Origin of the sequence: Nonomuraea sp. NPDC049028 (genome assembly GCF_043197735.1) — a bacterium.
GTDB lineage: Bacteria > Actinomycetota > Actinomycetes > Streptosporangiales > Streptosporangiaceae > Nonomuraea.
In genome coordinates this window covers 23,724-43,494 of record NZ_JBICTR010000015.1, presented here as the reverse complement: position 1 = coordinate 43,494, position 19,771 = coordinate 23,724, and the positions used below count along the sequence as shown (strand labels likewise).

The 19,771-nt window shown below is 68.6% G+C and carries 18 protein-coding genes and 1 pseudogene; 9 read left to right on the top strand and 10 right to left on the bottom strand.

The annotated features are described in order from the left end of the window. Positions 1–22: 22 nt before the first annotated feature. On the bottom strand, positions 23–496 hold the full coding sequence (locus ACGFJ2_RS47785) for a peptidase (RefSeq protein ID WP_393479993.1): 474 nt from the start codon (positions 494–496) through the stop codon (positions 23–25). Between the two features lie 416 nt (positions 497–912). Between ACGFJ2_RS47785 and ACGFJ2_RS47780 the strand changes: the two genes are divergently transcribed. The 3 genes from ACGFJ2_RS47780 (at position 913) to ACGFJ2_RS47770 (ending at position 3,301) form a co-directional block, all read left to right on the top strand. Further along, on the top strand, positions 913–1,503 hold the full coding sequence (locus ACGFJ2_RS47780; protein ID WP_393480483.1) for a respiratory nitrate reductase subunit gamma: 591 nt from the start codon (positions 913–915) through the stop codon (positions 1,501–1,503). Continuing rightward, on the top strand, positions 1,421–2,560 hold the full coding sequence (locus ACGFJ2_RS47775; RefSeq protein ID WP_393479990.1) for a N(5)-(carboxyethyl)ornithine synthase: 1,140 nt from the start codon (positions 1,421–1,423) through the stop codon (positions 2,558–2,560). The genes ACGFJ2_RS47780 and ACGFJ2_RS47775 overlap by 83 nt, the downstream gene beginning before the upstream one ends. A gap of 72 nt (positions 2,561–2,632) precedes the next feature. Then, a complete protein-coding gene (locus tag ACGFJ2_RS47770; RefSeq protein WP_393479988.1) occupies positions 2,633–3,301 on the top strand; it encodes a selenium-binding protein SBP56-related protein in 669 nt (222 codons plus the stop codon). A gap of 200 nt (positions 3,302–3,501) precedes the next feature. Here ACGFJ2_RS47770 and ACGFJ2_RS47765 read toward each other — a convergent pair whose 3' ends face one another. From ACGFJ2_RS47765 to ACGFJ2_RS47750, 4 genes are all read right to left on the bottom strand, one after another. After that, a complete protein-coding gene (locus tag ACGFJ2_RS47765) occupies positions 3,502–4,296 on the bottom strand; it encodes a hypothetical protein (RefSeq protein ID WP_393479985.1) in 795 nt (264 codons plus the stop codon). 385 nt (positions 4,297–4,681) lie between these two features. Further along, positions 4,682–5,278: a hypothetical protein gene (locus ACGFJ2_RS47760; protein WP_357952879.1), complete on the bottom strand. Its 597-nt coding sequence runs from the start codon at positions 5,276–5,278 to the stop codon at positions 4,682–4,684. Positions 5,279–5,565: 287 nt separating this feature from the next. Continuing rightward, positions 5,566–5,883: a hypothetical protein gene (locus ACGFJ2_RS47755; protein ID WP_393480480.1), complete on the bottom strand. Its 318-nt coding sequence runs from the start codon at positions 5,881–5,883 to the stop codon at positions 5,566–5,568. Positions 5,884–6,071: 188 nt separating this feature from the next. Then, entirely contained in the window at positions 6,072–6,917 is an 846-nt protein-coding gene (locus tag ACGFJ2_RS47750; RefSeq protein WP_393479983.1) for a hypothetical protein, read from the bottom strand. Between the two features lie 223 nt (positions 6,918–7,140). Between ACGFJ2_RS47750 and ACGFJ2_RS47745 the strand changes: the two genes are divergently transcribed. The 5 genes and pseudogenes from ACGFJ2_RS47745 to ACGFJ2_RS47725 all read left to right on the top strand — a co-directional run. After that, positions 7,141–7,503 (top strand): hypothetical protein, encoded by a 363-nt coding sequence (locus ACGFJ2_RS47745; protein ID WP_393479980.1) that lies wholly within the window; start codon positions 7,141–7,143, stop codon positions 7,501–7,503. After that, on the top strand, positions 7,460–7,654 hold the full coding sequence (locus ACGFJ2_RS47740; RefSeq protein ID WP_357952876.1) for a hypothetical protein: 195 nt from the start codon (positions 7,460–7,462) through the stop codon (positions 7,652–7,654). Before ACGFJ2_RS47745 ends, ACGFJ2_RS47740 begins: the two co-directional genes overlap by 44 nt. A gap of 47 nt (positions 7,655–7,701) precedes the next feature. Then, positions 7,702–7,842 (top strand): hypothetical protein, encoded by a 141-nt coding sequence (locus ACGFJ2_RS47735; protein WP_357952875.1) that lies wholly within the window; start codon positions 7,702–7,704, stop codon positions 7,840–7,842. Between the two features lie 104 nt (positions 7,843–7,946). Beyond that, the gene (locus tag ACGFJ2_RS47730) at positions 7,947–9,914 is read left to right on the top strand and encodes an ABC transporter ATP-binding protein (RefSeq protein ID WP_393479977.1); all 1,968 of its coding nucleotides are present in this window, start codon (positions 7,947–7,949) and stop codon (positions 9,912–9,914) included. A gap of 18 nt (positions 9,915–9,932) precedes the next feature. After that, positions 9,933–10,323 (top strand): annotated as a pseudogene (locus ACGFJ2_RS47725) (IS5/IS1182 family transposase); the annotation flags it as partial. 402 nt (positions 10,324–10,725) lie between these two features. Here the strand turns inward: ACGFJ2_RS47725 and ACGFJ2_RS47720 are convergent. Genes ACGFJ2_RS47720 through ACGFJ2_RS47710 form a run of 3 tightly spaced genes read right to left on the bottom strand, consistent with a single transcriptional unit; the run spans position 10,726 to position 17,091 of the window. After that, the gene (locus ACGFJ2_RS47720) at positions 10,726–13,257 is read right to left on the bottom strand and encodes a tetratricopeptide repeat protein (protein ID WP_393479975.1); all 2,532 of its coding nucleotides are present in this window, start codon (positions 13,255–13,257) and stop codon (positions 10,726–10,728) included. Further along, positions 13,217–15,928: an aKG-HExxH-type peptide beta-hydroxylase gene (locus tag ACGFJ2_RS47715; RefSeq protein WP_393479973.1), complete on the bottom strand. Its 2,712-nt coding sequence runs from the start codon at positions 15,926–15,928 to the stop codon at positions 13,217–13,219. The genes ACGFJ2_RS47720 and ACGFJ2_RS47715 overlap by 41 nt, the downstream gene beginning before the upstream one ends. Beyond that, positions 15,925–17,091: an FxsB family cyclophane-forming radical SAM/SPASM peptide maturase gene (locus ACGFJ2_RS47710; RefSeq protein WP_393479970.1), complete on the bottom strand. Its 1,167-nt coding sequence runs from the start codon at positions 17,089–17,091 to the stop codon at positions 15,925–15,927. The genes ACGFJ2_RS47715 and ACGFJ2_RS47710 overlap by 4 nt, the downstream gene beginning before the upstream one ends. A 635-nt stretch (positions 17,092–17,726) precedes the next feature. Here ACGFJ2_RS47710 and ACGFJ2_RS47705 point away from each other — a divergent pair. Beyond that, entirely contained in the window at positions 17,727–18,389 is a 663-nt protein-coding gene (locus tag ACGFJ2_RS47705; protein WP_393479968.1) for a BTAD domain-containing putative transcriptional regulator, read from the top strand. Between the two features lie 152 nt (positions 18,390–18,541). Here ACGFJ2_RS47705 and ACGFJ2_RS47700 read toward each other — a convergent pair whose 3' ends face one another. Together ACGFJ2_RS47700 and ACGFJ2_RS47695 are read right to left on the bottom strand one after the other, a co-directional pair. Further along, positions 18,542–19,153: a hypothetical protein gene (locus tag ACGFJ2_RS47700; RefSeq protein ID WP_393479965.1), complete on the bottom strand. Its 612-nt coding sequence runs from the start codon at positions 19,151–19,153 to the stop codon at positions 18,542–18,544. 44 nt (positions 19,154–19,197) lie between these two features. Next, a complete protein-coding gene (locus ACGFJ2_RS47695) occupies positions 19,198–19,656 on the bottom strand; it encodes a hypothetical protein (RefSeq protein ID WP_393479963.1) in 459 nt (152 codons plus the stop codon). Between the last annotated feature and the right edge of the window lie 115 nt (positions 19,657–19,771).

Sequence of the window (19,771 nt, the reverse complement as noted above, 5' to 3'; positions counted from 1 at the left end):
AGCAGCGTCTGGTGCCGCGCAGCTACGCCCTCATCAGGCCGTGGTCGTGGCCGGTAAGCAGGACCAGGTGCCCGCCCCGGCCGGGAGCCGACAGCTCGGGGCGGCGAATCTCCTTGTGGACCGAGGCCATGACCAGGTGCCCGTCGGCGAGCAGGCCGGGCAGGTCCGCGACGGCCAGGTGCGGGTGCACCTCGGCGTGCAGGCCATGCGCGGCGCGTACGTAGTCGGCGAACGGCGCGTAGTACAGGCCCTTGATCCGGCCGTCGTCGTGCTCGACGTAGCCGCCGTAGGCGCGGCAGCCGCACAGGAGCTCCAGCAGCGGCTGGGCGTGCCCGTCGCGGTGATCGAGGGCCATCTGCAGGCAGGCCATGCCGCACGCGTGCCGGCACCAGCGGCCGTACTCGGCGCGGGTGCGTGCCCCCGAGGCGTGCCATCGTGGGTCATCAGCGGGATCGGCGCCCCCGTAGGCGATGGCGCCGATCCGCTGTGGGCTCATGTACTGGGTGAACAGGGCGACACCGTCATGCAGCGCCTACTGGCTGCTGCCCGCTCCAGGCGTGCAGGGTAGGCACCCCACCATCTCCCCCAGCAGTCTCGGCGCGGCCGAGGAGCGACCGCAACGTGGTCCAGGCGGTGTTCCCGCCGGACAGGACCACACCGATTCTGCCGGAAAAGACCTCGATCCGCCCGCACGCCCGCCGCCGCGCCCAACTTACCGCGGCGAAAACCGCCCGGCCGACCAAGGACAGGAGCGACGCCGCACTTGACACGATCGCAGCCCATAGCACTGGCCGGCGGTGCGGGGGAGCCCTGCTACTGCCGGCCACGGGCTGGTGGTACGAACCTTTGGGCAGGCGGACGTGACCGCCTCGTAGACGGCTTGCTGCCGCTCCGGCCGTCGCGCTCGGCACCATCGCGGGCGCCGCCACCCTCGGCGGCCTGGCCGTACTCATCTACCGGCGACGCACCGTCGGACCGGTTTTCACCGACACCACCCGCAACGACAAGCTCATGTACGCCGTGCTGGGCATCACCATCGTGCTCGGTCTGGCCGCCACGGTGGCGGCCAACGTCATCGGGGGCGGCTACGACTATCGCGCCACCATCTCGCCGTGGTTCCGGTCGATCTTCTTCTTCAGCCCGGATCCCGCGCTGATGGCCGGTGCGCCGATCCTGTTCCAGGTGCACACGCTCAGCGCGCTGCTGCTGTTCGCCATCTGGCCGTTCACCCGGCTGGTGCACATGCTCACCGCGCCCATCGGCTACCTGACCCGCCCCTACATCGTCTACCGTCAGCCGCGCCGACCAGCCCACCAGCGCCCGCGCGCCTCGGCGAGGCTGGGAACCCTCACGCTGATGGCCACTGCGCGTAACACCGATGTGGACCTGCTAGACATAGGGTCAACCCAAGGGAGCCCGTATGGATCAGCTCAGTCTCGGCGTCGTGGCACACTCCCGCAAGGAGAACGAGCACCGGCTGGCCATCCACCCGCTGCACCTTGAGCGGATCGAAGCCGATCTTCAGCACCTCATCTACCTCGAACGCGGCTACGGCGAGCGTTTCGGCATCTCTGATGAGCAACTGGCGCCGCACGTGGCCGGGTTGCTGTCACGGGAGGAGCTGGTGGTGCGCTGCGATGTCATTCTGCTCCCCAAGCCCCTGGCCCAGGACCTCAAGGAGTTGCGCGACGGACAGATCCTGTGGGGCTGGCCGCACTGCGTACAGGATGAGGAAGTGACACAGCTGGCGATCGACCGGCGACTCACTCTGATCGCCTTCGAGGCGATGAACCACTGGAACAGTGACGGCAGCTTCAACCTGCACGTCCTGCACAAGAACAATGAGATGGCCGGCTACTGCTCGGTTCTGCACGCCCTGGCGCTCACCGGGAAGACCGGCGACTACGGGCGGCGGCTGCGGGCGGTCGTCATCAGCTTCGGCGCGACCGGCCGGGGCGCGGTGACGGCACTGAACGCGCACGGCGTCAACGACATCGATCTGCTCACCTTTCGCGACGTCACCGCGGTCGCCTCTCCCATCCACTCGGCGCGCATCGTGCGTTTCGAGCACGAGGCCGACGACCCCAACCGCAGTTACGCGCTCACCGACAGCGGCCGGATACCGCTCGCCTCGTTCATCGCCGACCATGACATCGTCGTCAACTGCGTGCTCCAGAACACCGACAATCCGCTGATGTTCGTCAACGAGGACGATCTGGCCGCCTTCGCGCCGGGCACTCTCATCGTGGACGTGTCGTGCGATGAGGGGATGGGCTTCAGCTGGGCGCGGCCCACGTCGTTCACCCAGCCGATGTTCGAGGTGGGGGACAAGGTCCATTACTACGCCGTCGACCACAGCCCGTCCTACCTGTGGGACTCCGCCACCTGGGAGATCAGCGAGTCCCTGCTGCCGCATCTGCGGACGGTGCTCACCGGCCCCAAGGCCTGGGACGAGGGCGACACCATCCGGCGAGCCATCGAGATCCGTGACGGCGTCATCCAGAACCCCGCCATCCTGTCCTTCCAGCATCGCTCACCGGACTACCCGCATCCGAACTGAAGCGCTGCGTGATCATTCACAAAACGTGGCCCATACCCGGTTGACGTAGGAAATTGGTGGACACGTGAAGGGATGAGCCTCTGGACCCCGGACCCCACGTTCTATCCTTCGCCCAGGGACGCGGCCGGCGCACCCGCCGAGAAACTGGCCTATGTCGTCGCCTTCGACCGGTCGGCGACCAGGCCGGACGCGCTGGCCGTACTCGACACCGATACCGCCTCGCCGCACTACGGCCAGGTGGTGGGCTGGAGCAACCTGCCCAACACCGGCGACGAGCTGCACCACTTCGGCTGGAACGCCTGCAGCACCGCCCTGTGCCCCAGCGCCCCGCACCCGCATGTCGAACGCCGCTACCTCATCGTGCCCGGACTGCGCTCCTCACGCATCCACGTCTTCGACACCAAGGACCGCCTCAGCCCGGAACTGGTCAAGGTCATCGAGGCCGACGAACTGGCCAAACGGGCCGGCTACTCCCGGCCCCACACCGTGCACTGCGGGCCCGGCGGGATCTACCTGTCGGCGCTCGGCGGCGCCGACGGCAACGACGGGCCCGGCGGGATCGCGATCCTCGACCACACCTCCTTGGAGGTGCTCGTGCGCAAGGGATCGCCACGGTGCTGCGCTGGTCGTAGCCGGTGGCCAGCACGTCCCACATCAGGATGCGCCAATCGGTGCCGTCCTCGTTCTCGAACAGGAAGCAGTCGACCGCCGTGGGCGCCTCCGCGACCAGGCCCGGCATGAACCACCGGGCATCGAACGGCCTCAGCGTGTACGGCGGGGACCGAACTCTGCCGTTCGTCCAACCTCGCCCGCTCAGGCAGCGGCGTCACCCTCGTTCTTGGCGGCCCGTGATTGCGCCTCACGGTCCAGGCCATCGCGTGCGCTGGAGCTGTGGTTTGGCCGGGCGGTGCCGGAGTCGCCGGCTGCTGACCTAAGTCGTCTCACTCCTGCAGGCGGGAGAGCAAGATCAATCGGTGCCGGGGCTCAAGACAAAATTTGACCGGGAGCCCATCTTGCGTCGGCGTGGCCGTCAGGCCGCCGTCCGGCCTGGTACCGCGCGGTACAGCGTCCGGGGACAGGTCCAGCCGCAGACGCAGGCAGCGCATCGGGTGCCGCCACCGGCCGCGCTCGCGGGCGACGTCGACCAGCACCTCGACCACCAGCTCCGGCACGATCCGCCTGTAGGTCACGGGGTCGCCTTTGCCGTGTAGGCCGCTCGCCCACCCGGCGGGCAGCTGCTCGGGCCACGGATGGTCAGCCGCGGCGGCCGGGCGAAGATACGCCGCCACCTCGGCGGCCAGGTCGTGGCCCAGCCGGGTAGTCCGGCCGACGACCCGCAGATGTCCTCCCTTAGGGGGATAGCGGCCCAGCACAAGCCCTGAGGGCCGGGCCAGGCTGCCGGTCACCCCTCCGATGATCGCTTCGGTGGTGGTCCTGGACTTGTACCTCCACCAGTTCCGGTCGCCCGGCTGATACGGCTCACCGGCAGGCTTGATCATCAGGCCCTCGATGCCGTGCCCGGCCAGGGACGTGAACCACAGTCTGGCCTCGCCGGGGTCGCTCGTCTGCATGGACAGGGCAAGCGGGCACGCGGCCGGGATGCCAGCGAACAACTTCTCCAGGTGCTTGCGGCGCTCGGCCAGGGGTTGAGTGCGGACGTCGACGCTGTCGATCTCCAGCAGTTCGAAGATCACGTAGCGGCAGGGCTCCATTGTCGACAGGTGGCGGGCGCCCACCTTATCTGGGGTTGTAGGACCCTTCCAGCAGGTCAGAGGATGATGATCTCTTCTTTCACGTAGGCCAAGTTGACCGAGCTCCGCCCGGACCCAAAGAAGAACCAGGCATGCGGAGAGCGCCTCGGGGTCTAAGAGCGCGTCACTGCACTCCGACGTGTCCGTCGGGAGCAGGAACGTTTGTTCACCGGTTCGAGTGACGCCGACGAGAGCGCCGAGGCGGGAACGTCGACGAGATCCGGGAACGATGGCCGTCCGTCGTTCCCGGTCTCCCCGCTGCGGCCGTCGGTGGCCAGCCGGACCGCGTGTGGTGCCGTGGCGGGCAACGAGGCCACGGCTTCCCCGACGGCGCGAGATCACCTCAATGCGGGAGTTGCTTTGGTTCGGATCAGGTTGGGCTCACCCAGTGCGCCGTGACTGTGGTGCGTCCGTCTTCGTTGCTAGCGATGGAGGCCGCGCCAGCCTGAGGATGGATGCGGGCCGCGTGGAGCGTCACGACGTCCCCGGCGGCGAAGGTGTGCGTGAACGTCTGTCCGGCGGTGGCCTGAATTATCTGATTCGGGCCAGTGAGGCCGGTCACGGCCTCACTTCCGGGGATACGCGTGCCGTTCTTGAACAACGCTGTGCGGATGTACATCGCCCCGCTCGTCGTGGGTTGAACGACCGGGCGGGCGTGATAGGAGAACTCCCACACGCCGGGAAAGGGAATCGTGAGTGCCGGGACCTCGGAGATTTGCTCGTAGACGCGGTCGGCGCCGGTGAGAGTGTGGCTGAAGGTGAGCGGATCGGTCTGGATCCATTCCTGGCCTCCCGATTGGGAGGCTACGGTGGCCGTGGATGCGCGGGCTTTGCCGGGGACGTTCGGCGTTTCGCCGGCGTAGGCCGGTGCGGCCATGAGGGCCGTCAACAGTGCGCTGCCGACGGCCGCGCTGACGGTGATCGGCCGTCTGGATCGGGAGTTGGTTCGTGTGGTTGCTGCCCGCATGGAGATCTCCGTATCTGTTCGCGGCTTTGAGGCTGGTGCACGCCCGCCGGGTACTATATGTCACCAAATCGTTACCATATGTTACCGAACATGTCGATCACCAGGCCCATGCGGTGTGGCGTTGGCCGGCGCTGCCGCTCGCTGGTGACCTCGGCGGCTGCGGCTCGTTCGGCCCGGTAGTGCCGCTCGGCCGCACCTGACCTGCCCAACATGCCGTATGGACTCCCAGATACTGTGCGTCAAGTAGCCGCCAATACTACTTGAAGTACTTGCCGCACGACTGAGAGTCACCAAAGATAACGCTGGTCGCCGCCCACGCGACGCTGCAACGCTTCGAAGTCGAGCCTGCCCGCCTCGCTCCAACGGACGATCTCCCCCTCGACGATTGTCCGTTTCGGGAGGTGCTCCCATAGGGCGAAAGCGAGTTCAGGGAACATCTCGTTGAGCCGGGTGCCGTGCCGCAATTGCAGTTGTACGCCGCCGTCGTTGTCGATCCTGGCCAACGCGCGATACCCGTCATATTTCGGCTCGTAAAAGACACCCTCCGTGGCGACTGGCCGGTTCGGGCAGGTGGTCGATGGCGAGTGCCAGCATGGGGCCGGCAGCGCGCAGTGTGGCCATGACGCTCCCCAACGGTTCGACCGACGCGGGGGATGCTGAGTTTGCCCAGGTCAGGGTCGCTAGCTGGTAAAGCGAAGGCCGTCACGATGTACGGCTATAACGTACGCAGCGGCCGCCTGATCGTTGATGTGGGCTTGAGTGTGAGCCTCCTGCCGAGTTCCGCATCCTGCGCCTAATCCAGCAAGGCGGCAGGGAGACCTGCGCACTGACCAGACCTGGCACCAACGCGGACGGCACATGCGGAGCTCGCCGCTGAAGGGTTGGCTGACCTCAGAGCCTCCAGCCGGGCCGCGGCCTGCAGTGGCTCGGACGAACGGAGGAAGCACAGGTCCTCCATGACCAGGGCGACATCGGTGGCGCCGCCGTGGCGGAGGGCCGGGGTCAGCGCGTCCAGGTCGGACCAGCGGGACGGGCGGAGGTGGACGCGGTAGCCGTCTCCGGCGGGGTCCAGGGTGAGGGCTTCGCCGATGGCGAGCCTGCTCTCTGGGAGGTGGGCGGCGGTCGCTCCGGCGGCTCGTTCCAGGGCGGTGACCGAGGTGACCCCGGCGGCGATGGGCAGGGTCGTGTCCGGGCTGATGACGTGTTCGTGCAGGTCACGCAGGCGGGCGGCGGCGGTCGTACGGGCGGGGTGGTCCTTGGGCAGGCGGTCGGCCAGGAGCCTCGCAGCGCGGGCGATGTGACCCAGCGGCGGTGCGGACGGACGCTCGCCGAGCAGGGCGATCAGCGCCTCCAGGGCGTCCTCGGCGCCGGAGGCGAGGGTGACCCACTGCTCGGTGGTGAGCGGGGCAGCTCGACGGCGCGGTTGCGGGTGAACAGGAGCGGGTCGGGGCCGTCCGGGGTGTGGAGGAGCGCCGTGACCGCGTACCCGTGCCCCACCTGCTCGTAGTCGGCGACGGCGGCGGCGCGCCGCGCCGGTATCCCTGCGCTGACCCCCGGTGGGGGAGAGCTGGCAGGAAGCAACGTGGACCCTCTTGAACCACGACTCGAAGAGCGCATTTCCGCAGGACAGGGCACGCATCCGCGCCTACGCGCGGCACCCTGGGCAGGGGCGGCGCTGGATCCCCCGTCCAGGCCGTGAGGGGATGAAGGTGACGCCTTGGCAGACACGGTCGTGTAGCGCGGATGTGCGGGCGCGGCGGCTGCCGCTCCGGTAGGACTATGCACGCGGCCCGTCGGGTGCGGGCTGTGCGCCGCCGCCCCGCCCTGGGGTTGTCTGGCGCTGCGCCGAGAAGGGACTCCTCGTGACCGATGTGAGCACCAGCACCGCCGCTGCTTCCCCGGACGAGTGGCGTGACCAGCTCGTCGACGCGCTCGTGGCCGATGGCACCATCACCCAGGCGCGGGTCGAAGCGGCGATGCGGACGGTGCCCCGGCACGAGTTCACCTCCGCGGCGACCCTTGAGCAGGCCTACGCCCCCTACGAGGCGGTGCGCACCAAGTGGGATGAGCACGGCAACGCGATCAGTTCGGTCTCCGCCCCGCAGATCCAGGCCTTGATGCTGCAGCACGCCGACCTGCGGCCGGGCATGAGCGTGCTACGCCGCGCTCATCGCCGAGCTCGTGGGCACAGCCGGCCGGGTGGTCAGTGTCGACATCTTCTCTGAGGTGACCGACCGGGCGGCCAGGCTGCTGGATGCGACCGGGTACGGAGGCCGGGTCACGGTCGTGCTGGCCGACGCCGAGCACGCGATCCCCGACGCCGTCCTGTTCGACGCGGTCTGCGGTACTGCCTCGCCTGCGGCTGTGATCTTCTAAGCCCGCCGCGCGCCGAACCGCGCCCCGTCCTGGACATCCTCACCAACATGGTCGCCTTCGACACGCACGCCATCGGCCTGCCCGGACCCGACCGGACGGTCACTGACATCTACGCCAACCGGGTCCGCCCCGACACGGACCGGCGCACCCGCACGCCCACGGCGCACCGCCCTGCCAAGCATCACTGATCACGCAACGGGAGGAGCCTGCCCACGACCTCACCTGCACCGAAGACGGGCCTGTCGTCGAGCGCCCGCCGCGAGTCCATCCCCCGACTGAACGGAGCTCGTCAGTGAGTGCCAGGACCAACCCCCCTGAGGCAGAAGACACCTCGCAGCACGACACCCCGAAGGAGGGTGACGCGCAGGCCGGCGCGCCCGATCCACTGTTTGGGAGCGGTATCCGCTACACCATGGGCTGGGCCCGCCACGAAGGGGACAGGACGGCCGGGTTCGGCCGGATGATGCGCCGTCTGCCCGAGCTGGTCGGCATCTGCCTCAAGCTGAGCTGGCGAGCCGACCGCAACGCCCTGATCATCGTCACCGGCTGCCAGCTCCTGGTCGGGGCCGCCACAGCGGGCGGGCTCCTGGCCACCAACAGCGTCCTGCAGCAACTCCTGACCGCGGGACCGACCCCGGACCGGATCGCGGCCGCGCTGCCCGCGCTCGCGCTGGTCGGCGTCTCGGGCATCGCCATCGCGGTGATGACCGCCTGGTCCAACGCCATGTCCGGCCGCCTCAAGCCCAAGGTGGAACACCTGGCCTACACCGAACTGCTGGCCAGGTCCGCCCGGGTGGAGCTCCTGCACTTCCAACGCGCCGACTTCCACGATCTGTTGGATGCCGCGCAGTACGGGGCCGGGTGGATCGACCTGGTGATCGAGCAGCTCATCAAGACCGTCACCGCGGTGATGGGCATCATCGCCGCCGCCGGCGTCCTGGGGGTGCTGCACCCCCTGCTGCTCCCGCTTCTGCCTCTCATCGTCGTTCCCCGGGGCTGGGCCGCCGTCCGCGCCACCCGGATGCGCAACGAGTCCCGGCTGACATGGCTGTCGCACATGCGGCAGCAAGCCAGCCTCACCAGCCTGTTGACCAGCAAAGATCCGGCTGAGGAGATCCGTGCTCACGCCGCTGGGGACTTCCTGCTGGGCCACTACGACCGGCTCGCGACCCACTCGGCGGTTGAGCAGGCGCGTCTGGCCCGCGCCGACGCCAAAGCCGATCTGGTCGCGGGCGCTCTCAGCGGGCTGACGACAGCGGCGACCTACGTGCTGCTCGGCTGGCTGCTGGCCACCGGCCGGATGGCGCTGGCCGCCGCCGGTACCGCCGTCCTGGCCATCCGCACGGGCACCAACCAGCTCGGGAGCGTGGTCAGCTCGCTGGCCTACATGCACGAGTACGGCCTGTACACCGCGGACTGGAGGGATGCCTGCCGGCAGGCCCAGGAGCTGGCCATCCCCGCCGGAGGGACCGTCACCCCGGCGACCGGCCCGGAACGGATCGAGGTCCGAGACCTGCGCTTCAGCTATGTCAACGCCGGCAAGCCCGCCCTCAACGGGGTGAACCTCACGATCGGTCGCGGCGAAGTGGTCGCCCTGGTCGGCCACAACGGGTCCGGGAAGACCACCTTGGCCAAACTCCTCACCGGCCTGTACCTGCCCGAGGAAGGGTCGGTCACCTGGGACGGCGTCGACACCGCCCACCTCGACCGCGACCGCGCCTTCGACAGCGTGGCCCTGCTGTCGCAGGGCTTCGAACGCTGGCCCTTCACCGTCCGCTCCAACGTCGCGATCGGCCGCTATGAGATCGATCCGACGGCCGAGGCCCTCACCCGAGCAGCCGCATCGGCCGGCGCGGTCGACCTCATCGAAGGGCTGAAAGACGGCTGGGACACCCTGTTGGCGCCCGAGTTTCAAGGCGGGGTCAACCTGTCCGGCGGGCAGTGGCAGCGCATCGCCCTCACCCGCGCCTACTTCCGCGACGCGCCGCTCCTGGTGCTCGATGAGCCCACCGCCGCCCTCGATCCCCGCGCCGAGGCCGCGACGTTCGCCGGGGTGCGGGCACTGGCGGGCGGCCGCACCGTCGTCCTCATCACCCACCGCCTGCATTCGGTGCAGCACGCCGACCGGATCCTCGTCTTGCAGGACGGCGTGATCACCGAAAACGGCACCCACCGGGAGCTCCTTGAATTGGCGGGCGAATACGCCGAGCTGTGGGCGTTGCAGGCCAGCCAGTACAACGCCGACACCCCCACACCCTGACCTCGGGTGCCGGGCAGCGATCCGGGTAAGCCGCGCATCGCCTGGAATGACGGGCAGGCCCGGGTGGTGCTGGTGGACGCGCTGGTCAGCGATGCCATCCGGTTGCTGGCGGATCTGCCGAGCAGGCTCTGGGAGAGAAAGCCGCGAACGCGGTGGGCATCTTGGCCCTGGTAGCGGGCCAGGACGTGGAACCGGCCGACGACTCCGACGGCCGTGACGGGCGATGGCACATCGCCCAGCGCACCGCCCCTGATCGGATGGTCTCCACCATCGATCCCGAGTCCCGGCATGTGCACAAGACCGCACGCACCGCCAAGACGGTTTCAAAGCCCATCTCGCGGTCGAACCCGAGACCGGTCTGTTCACCGCGGTCGCGTTGCGGCCCGGCTCCGGCGCCGCCCATCACGAAGGCGCCCTGCTCGACGGGCGGTCAGTCCGGCGGCCACGGCGAGGAGGAGCGTGGGCCGGCGTGTGCCACGCCATATCTTCCATGCGGTCACGCCGAACGCCGCGGTGGCCACCGCGGCGAGTATTCCCAGCCCGAGGAGCTGGTCACGGAGGTCCGTGCTGGACTGGCTTGCCGCTGAGTGCCACATCGCCGCAGAGATCTCTCGCGGGTCCTGGTAGTGCGGCAGGGTGAGTGAGCTCTGAGCGTGGGCGAGCAGCGTGATCAGTGCCATCACGGTTCAGGCCGGGGCAGGGGAAAGGATCGAGGCGATCGCGATTTTGATCCTTCGTGGGGTGGCCTCCATGTGATCTTCGACGTGACTGGCTCACGCGGCGTTCCACCCGATGTATGGGGGCCTGCAGCTCAAACGTTCAGCCTCGGCAGGTAGTACCGCCGAGAGGAGAGCCAACGCACGAACCGGCTGGTCCGGGGGGCGCGGGCTCGGTCGAACCTCCGTCGGATGGCCGCCGTATCCGGGTGATCGGGGCCGAGCACACGCTCGGCGTCGGCCAACGCACGCTCGTACACCAGCAGGGACTCCCGCTCCCGTCCCAATTGCCACAACGTCCCGGCCACGCTGCCCCGGCTGGAGACCGTCAGGGGATGGTCCGGCCCGAACGTCTTCTCCCGGCCCGCGAGCGTCCGCTGGTGCAGTTCCATGGCCTGCCGCACCTGGCCGGACGCGCGCAGCGCGCTCGCCAGGCCGCTGCGGGTGGCCAGCGTGTCCGGGTGAGTGTCGCCGAGCAGGGCCTCCTGTTCCGGGAGGACGGTCCGTAGGATCGCGATGGCCTCGCGTTTCCGGCCCGCGCTGAGCAGCACCCCGGCGAGCCTCGCACGACCGGCCAGCGTCTCCGGATGAGTGTCGCCGAGCAGCCGCGACTGCGTCTCTACCGTCTTCTCCAGCAGCGCGATCGCCTCCCGCGACCGATGCCGGCGCGACCCCACGGCGGTCCCCAGGCTGCCGCGGGTGGACAACGTGTGCGGGTGGTCCTGCCCCAGCAGGCGTTCCTGCTCGGCCAGGGTCCCTTCGAAGAGATGGATCGCCTCGTCCTCCAGGCCGCTCTCTCGCAGCGCGCCCGCAAGGTTGCCCAGGCTGACCAGGGTGTACTCGTGCTCGTCACCCAGCGCCGCGCGGAGCCTGATTAGCGCGTCCTCCAGCAGTTCGATGGCGCGTCGGGGGTTTCCCCTGGCCCGTTCGACCCCGGCGAGATTGTTGTAACTGATCAGCGTCTCCGGATGGTCGGGACCGAGCGTCCGCTCCCGGGCCTCCAGCGTGGCCCTGAACTGGTCCAGGGCTTGGTCGAAGTGGCCTGCCATCCGGTATGCCTCGGCGAGGTCATTGCGGGTGATCAGGGTGACCCGGTCGTCAGCGCCGAGCAGGCGTTCCTGGTCGGCCAGGGTGGGTTCCAGCAGCGCGGCAGCGCGGGTCGGCTCGGCCAGCTCGAGCAGGTATCCCCCGGTGGCGGCGCAGAGACGCAACAGCGCGAGGCCGGTGGAACCATGCGACCTCGCCACGCCGTACACAGTGGAGACCTGCTGGGCCAGGGCCTCGATCTGGGGACGAGCCCGCCACCTCACGGGGTTGCGCGCGAGGTGGCGGTCGAAACCACGCAGCAGGCCGATCGTGTGCCGAAGTACCTGGGGCATCCTGGGCTGGGCGCGCTCACGGAGCACACGCTGCACCAAGCGATGCATGAGGACGGTCTCGTTGTCCTGGCTGAAGGTGATGAGCGAAGCGTCGGAGAGGACCGCGAAGGTGTCGTCGAGCCGGTTTCCGGCGACCCCGAGCGCGGCCGAGAACAGGTTCCGTGGCACGCCACTGGGCGAGAGGAGCGCAATCACCTCCAGCAGCACCTGGGCGTCGGGATCCACCTGCTCGATCCGGGCGACCGAGACCAGGATCGTGTCCACCACGCTGTCGGGATAGCCTTCGCCGTTCACGGCGGGGAGCCGGGACCGCAGCGCTGAGCCGCGGAGCAGCTTCTGGTAGCGGTCGTAGCCGATGTGCAACTGTCGGATGACCGCAGCTGCCTGGCCGAGCGCCAGGGGCAGGTAGCCCAGCTCTGCGGCGAGCTCCGACGCCTCGGCCGACTGGTCGAGCAGGGTCCGCTCCCGCAGGAAGCTCTCCGCCTCCTCCGGCGTGAAGACACCGACTTCGACACAGGGGTACACCCGGTCGAAGGCGCGGTTGCGCGTGGCCACGATGATGTGCAGCCTGCCGGTGGGTGGGAGCCACGGCGTCACGTCGGTGGGCTCCTCAGCGTTGTCGAAGACGACCAGGCCGGGGCCGTCGAAGGAGGCCAGCCACTGCCGGGCCCGCCCGGCGGACACCGCTGCCTCCTCGCCTTCCTGTGGGAGGTTGAGGTGGTGGGCGAGCGAACTCAGCCCGGCCTGGATCTGGTCGGCCGACTGGGCGGACAGCCAGAACACCAGCCGCCAGCCCTCGGCCTGACGGGCGCGCGCGTAGGAGGCCGCTGCCATCGTCTTGCCCGCGCCCGGGATGCCGGTGAGCACGGTGACGACGGGATCGTTACCGGTCGCGGGCCAGGCGTCGCGCAGCGCCCTCTGGATGTGTTCGCGGGGTTGGCGGCCAAGCGGTCCACGCGGCAGATCGCCGTACACGAAGGCCTTGGGGGTGGGCGGGACGTCCGGCGCGCGCTGGGAACGGCGATCGTGGACGGTGATGGCGAGGCCGACCATACCGGAGATGGCCGCGACCACGCTGGCAAGCTGGTCGCCCTGTTCGAGCCCGGACCACAGCGCGTACCCGCCGAGGCCGAGCGCGACGAAGGCGCAGCCGATGATCGCGAGCAGCCGTCGCCTGTGGGCCGCGCGGTCAGCCGGAGAAGGAGATTTATCCGGAGAAGGAGATGACGAATGGGCACTCTGGGCCATGTCGGTCTCCTCGTGTCTGGTAGCCGCCGACATAGGCGTTTCCACGGTGGACGCGCAGAACCTCGCCGTCGAGTACGCAGCGGTCGCCCGCGCTCAGGAGTCCGTGCAGCGGGTCCTCGGCTTCGATGCGGTAGAGGGAGTCCACGCCGTCGTAGCGGATCTCGACCTGGCCGCCGTGGCGGTTCACCCGCTCACCGTCGAACCAGTACATACGCAGTTCGGAGACGCAGAGCACGGTTTTGCGGAGGGCGTGGTCCGTGGCTGCCAGGTAGCCGGGAAGGTCGGGGGCGATGCGCTCGCGCAAGCGGGAGGCGTACTCGATGGTGGCGGGACAGGAGTAGGAGCACGGCATGTACGGCACGAGCCCGAAGACGGTGTGCCTCAAGAACGGGTTGCAGAGGGGGGAAGGGACGCCCTCGGTGTTCAGCAGGGCCGCATAGTAGGTGTTGTCGTCGTTCCAGTTGTTGCGGTGGCGGAAGAAGTCCTGGCAGCAGGGGGGATAGCCCAGCGCGTCGCCGAATTTGTCGTGGTCGGCGCGGTGTTTGTTGACGACCACGCCATCGATGATCAGCGGGTACCAGCCCGCCCCGACGACCTTGTCGAGGGCAACGGGATCACGGGCGAGGAACACGTGCGCTTCTGTGCCGGGGAGCAGGGTGGCGGAGAAGGCGGCGCGGGTGGTGGTGAGCTGGTCCGGAGGGACCTGGGTGATCTGGGGGGAGTTGCGGTCGAAGCAGGCGTCCACGTAGTAAAGCAAGCCCGCGTCGTGGACGACGCGCAGGAACGCCTGCCAGCCTTCGGCCGGGATCCAGAGGTCCATGGACGGCTTCAGGCCGCAGGCGACGGCGATCAGGGTGGGGAACTGGGTGCCGCCGGTGGCTTCGACGAAGTCACGGTAGCGGCTCGACCACAGTTCCCGCACGGCGTAGGGGCTGCCCAAGAGCTCGGTGAAGTTCGGCGGCGGCTCGTTCGGAACGACCGGCCTCGGCTCGGGATCGGGCAGGGTGATGCGCAAGGTCTGTCCGGTGGGCAGGTCTTCGCTCTCCATCAGGGCAGGGGTGTGGGTGAGCACGTGGAGTGCCTCGTCACTTCGGCCGAGATGGCGCAGGGCGAAGGCGTAGCACTGCCAGAAATAGGGGGTGCGCGGGCTGCGCCGGACACAGGCCGCGTACCGTTCGGCGGCGGTCGCATAGTCGTCGAGGACGTAGGCGAGATGAGCGGCGGCAAGGTCGGCTACCAGGGAGTCTCCCGAGGGCACGGCGAGATCGGCGGGGGCCGCGCGGACCGCGTCGAGGAGGGAGTCCCCGGCGTACCAGCGGCCCAGGATGGCGTCCGCCGTCCAGTTCGGGGGGAGCCCGAGCGAGGCGAGGGTTTCCGAATCACCGTCTGCAGAGATCTCGGTCTTCATGGGGGGCTGCCGGGTGTGCCGGGTGTGCCGGGCGCGGTGGGCCGCGCAGGCCGTGTCCACCCGGTCGCGGACCTCGATCGGCGGTCGAGGCAGGGCGTCACGGACCTCATTGAGGCGCTTGACCATGGTGGTGACCAGTACCTCACCGGCCGGCGAGAAGGCCGCCTGCCCGGTAAGTACCTCCAGACCGGTCTCCACCTGGCGGCCGACCTGGTAGGCACGCTCGATCACCGCCGTACGGTCGAGCTCGTTCGGTACGTCGAGCAGCGCCAGGTAGAAGTCGAGCACCTGCACGAACGTGTAGGTCGCCTGCAACAACCCGCTCAGCGGACGCGGGTCCGGCCTCCAGGGCGAGTAGTGCACGGCCTCCCCCGGATCGTTCACGATCAAGGGGTCGAGAATGAGAACGGCGTAGAGCTTCTGGTGACCGTACTCGTGCACGAGCGCCTCGACGGTGGCGAGCGGCTCCCCCAGGGAGAGAGCGATCATGCCAGGAGCCTCTCGAAAGCTGCCGCTGACGTGCAGCGCCGGGTCGGGGGACAGGATCGGCACAATCGCCGCGACCCCCCGGGCCAGTTCCTCGGCCAGCTCTGGCCAGGCCGCCGCGATCGTGTCCAGGTGCCCGTCCAGCACCTGCCGCCAGTGCCGCGCCTGCGCCGCGTCCAGGTCCGCGAAGCTGTACGGCGTTCTCCCACCCAGCCGCAGATCCCCGTCCAGCCAGTTCAACTCGGGGCCCGCCGCCAGCCGCGGCACCCGGAGTGGCTCCCCTGCCAACTCGCCACCGTCCACCCGCAGCTCCACCATGGTGTACGGCTGACCGCCCCCGATGCTCACCCCGGCACCCGGCAGACTCACTCGGCCGACGAGATCCGCACGGACCATCCCGGAAACAGTCCCCTTTCCCGCCAGCAGCGCCGCACTGGCCGCGAACCTGACGAACTCCCGCAGGTGCGGGACCACATGCATTCGGGGGAATCGTTCCGGAGCCCGCCGGACAAGCAGGTTCCACGCCACGTCCACCCAGAATCCAGCACTCGGATGCCCGAGCACGCGCCGCTGCACCTCCCTTGGCGCGCCCGCGATCGCCTCGAAGCTCGCCTCGAACCCCGACTCCGCCAGGCACCGGGGCGCGATCTCGCCCAGCCGCCGCCGCAGCTCCCGGATGCCGACGAGGGTGTGGTAGTACCGCGCCGTGAACGCCACCTGATTGGCCGGGGTCCACCCGGCCGCGGTCACGAACGAGGCGATCGTCTCCGCGTTCATCTCGCTCCCTGGGCAGAGATCCTGAGCAGGTCTCCCTGGACCCGACCGGTCACCACGCGGATGAGTTTCATCAAGTCGGCGCAGTAGACCGACGGATTCCGGAATCCGTTCGCCCGCGAATACCGTTGCGGGAAATAGCCGCCGCCACAGACCCTGACCAGGTCGCAGGCGCGGCAGACGTCGCTGAGCGTGTGCCAGTTCTGCTGGCGCGCATGCACCATGGGCGAGACGAGCGCGGCGTCGAAACTGTGGGTGAAGATGTTCATGCCGAGATCGCACGCGTTCGGATAGGTGACCTTCAGCGTATCCACGGCCTGGATCTCACCGTTGGTCTCGACCACCACGAAGTCCACCGGTTGCAGGCCCCATTCCTCGGAGCTGCGGGTGGCCCCCAAGTAGAGGGCGATGATGTCGCGGAAGCGCCTGATGCGAATGGGCTGCGGGCGCTCGGCGTACCAGGCGTCGAAAATCTCCAGAAGCCAGTCCGCGTACGGCGTGGCCGACAGGTCGCCTTCCTTTCCGGGCGGCCGGTGGTCGTGATGACCGAGCGGCAGCAGGAAGTCGATCGACGGTGGGTTGAACGACCGGAAATAGGAGTACGTCTCCAGCGGGTCGTTCGCCAGATCAATGACCGCGAGAATCCCGCCCCACAGCCGACGCCCGTCAGCGCTGCTCAGCAACTCGAGCGCGCGTTCCAGCCGGTCGAACATCGACCGTCCGGCGTGGTCCAACCGGTGCCGGTCGTTGGCCACGCGCGGCCCGTCCATGCTCAGCCCGAAAGACATATCCCATTCCCGGCAAAACTCCTGCACTTCGGGCGTGTACGTCGTGCCGTTGGTCTGGCCGTTCCAGCGGATTCTCACGTCTGGCGCGTTTCTGGTCACCGTCGTGCACAGCTCGCGCAGGTAGTCCAGCCCAAGCATGAGCGGCTCGCCGCCGTGCAGGATGAAATCGACCTGCGACATGTGGTGGGCCTGTGCGTGCTCGTTGATGCGCGACCCGAGCTTGGCGGCCGTGGCCATCGACATTCGCCGCGGCTGGCGACGCCAGGACTGGTCGGCGTGCCGGTACACGTAGCAGTAGTCGCAATCCAGGTTGCAGCGGGAGGCCACCTTGCAGATGAACGACTTGAATGGCTCGGCGGTCACCAGGGGCGGTCCCATGCCGGGCACTCTGGCTACCGTCCGGACCAGGAACTGTGTGAGCTGAATGAGCTGAAAGAGCTGAAAGAGCTGAACGAACTGAAGGAGCTGAACGAACTGAACCGGCTGTGCGAGGAGTGGGAGCTGAAGATCTGGCCGAGCCGTCCGTTCTCCGCGGCGACGTCTAAGTCCGCTCCGTACAGCTCATCGAGAATCTGACCCAGGGCGGTCCCCTCTAGGGCGTCCATTGACCGCAGATCAAGATCTGGAATTTCCAGAGGTTCGAGACCCTCATTATTGCGATTATCGTCCATGGCCATTCGGTTCACCTCGAATGCGGTCCTGGCATCGCACCAATCGTAAGCACGATTCGGGTGAGCGTGAAGCGTGGGCACGCTCCTCCCTGGTGACTCGTCCGTAAGCTGAAGGTGTGTCCCCTGCACTGGTCCTGCTGGACGGCGTCCGCTGGCGGGGTGTGCGCGTGGTCGGCGATCGCGCGCACACCCTGCTGGCCGTGCTCGTCATGCACGGCCACGCGGGAGTCAGTGTCGAGCGCCTGGTCGAGGAGTTGTGGCCCGACGAAGCGCCGGCCAACCCCACGAAGGCGCTGCAGGTGGTCGTCTCGCGGACCAGGGCGGCCTACCGGCGCCGATGTCGTGGTCCGGATCCCGCGCGGTTACCAGCTCGGGCTGCCCGCCGGCCAGGTGGACGCGCTGATGCTCGGCGCGCTGGTGGAGCAGGCACGGGCCGCACTGCGCGAGGACGACGTGGCGCTCGCGCGTCGCCGCGCCGAAGAGGGCATGGCTCTCGTGGCAGGCGGCTCGGATGGTGCCACGGGCGCGCTCGCTGAGTTGAGGAGCATGGCAGCGAAGTGGGTGGCCGAGGCGCGGCGGGTAGCGGCGATAGCCCGGGGCCGGAGCGGCGCTCACGAGGGGGCGCTGCCACTGCTGGAGGAGGCCGCGGCCGATCGGCCACACGACGAGGAGCTGCTCGCCTGCCTGCTGCGCAGCGAGGCCGCCGTACGAGGTGCCGCCGCCGCTCTGGAGCGTTACGAGCGGTACCGCGCAGGTGAGGTGATCGGTCCATTCGGTGTCGCCGCCGTTGAAGTTGAACGTCAGCTCTTCGTTGTGCTGCTGTTCTTCGCCGTGCTGGTGCTGTTCGGGGGTGGGATCGGCGACGGTTGCCTTGTCGGACACATCAGCGGGCTCCTTTCCGGTGCGGGGGCGAACGGGGCGAGGCCACTGCGTGCTCTGCGGTACTGCGCGTACGGCCTGAACATCACTCGACGGACTGCCTTACCCCCCCGGGCCGTCACGTAGGGCTCCTTAGCGAGCGCTGTGCGTAACTGTTTCAGACGCCCGACAATCCGTGGCTTGCCGTGATCGATTCACTTCCTACGTGATGGCGAGTTCTATCGCGGGCGCCTCCAAGCGGCAGCGGCCCCAGCCTGTGCTCAGTGGCCGGGGCGAGGTCAAGCCGGACGGCGAGTACGTCGCGGAGGAAGGTGCGCTTGGAGTAGTAGGTGCGCTCCTGCGTCAGGCCGCGCGGTGAGGTAGTCCTGGAGCCAATTCCTGATGCGTTCCATCTCCGCCAGCACCTCGTTCTGGTCGTGGTCCAGGAGGCTGCGCGAGCGTCGGTACTCCAGCTCGCATTGCGAGAGCCTCACGTCCGGTGCGGCAAGGAGCGAACAGTGGTCGAGGAAGATGCCGCAGATGTGCCCGGTGATCATGGATTCGCACTGGATGTCGTAGCGGACGCGGCGGAAGGGCGGCATGGCCCGTACCTGAAGGCCCATCTCCTCGCGTAGTACTCCTCGAAGCCGCCCAGGGAAATGTCCAGGTCGGGGGAGATCTGCTCGCGGCGCGCGAAGGTGTCCTCCGTATACCACTTCCGCTTCAGCACGTGGCCGCCGTTCACCGTCTGGATGAAGGTCGAAGAGGTGGTTTTCGGTGAAGTAGATCTGGAACTCATTCCGGTACTCCGGCTGGCAGCCGTCCAGGACGCCGTGACGCAGAGCCTTCAGCAACTCCATGGCGGCCACCCAGATGCCCGTTCCCGGCGTCAGGTTGAACTTGTACTCCAACTCGGTCCCGGCGAAGTGAGTCTGGAAGTACCGCTTACGGTTGTTCAGGCGGAGCGCCGCGCAGGCGTGGGCCTCGAGTGCGGGGGCAGCCAGCGCAGAGCCTCCACCGGCCCATCGCCAACCGGCCTGGGGGTGATGCGGATGAAGCAGGCATCCTCAGGGTGGAAGCGGATCTGGGCGAAGACGTGGTAGCCGCCGGTGTGCTGCGCCAGGTAGCACAGCGGTACGAGGCCGGGAGCCACGGTGGGGCCGGCCATCGCCATCAGATCGGGACCGGCGATGGCGTCGGGGAAGAGGACACTGCCGTCAATATCGCGGTCCGGTGCGAGCGTGTCGCCGGAGGCGGTCAGCGGGCGGACAGGGCAGAGGCCGAGCGCGTCCCAGCGGACGACAACGGTGGTAGTTGGGGAAGCGCTCGCTTCCTGGGGTGGGACCTGGACCAGGACGATGGGGTCGTCCGGTCGGCGCGGCGTGGTCTGGTTGAGCAGGTGGATTCCGCCCAAGACGACCCAGGCCCGCGTGTGGTCACTTCACGATGCATGGTGGACCTGCCTTTCCGGTTCCGTGTTCGTTCGGTGGCTGGCATCCCGTACGGAGGTGGCGGCATAGGGTGTGCGG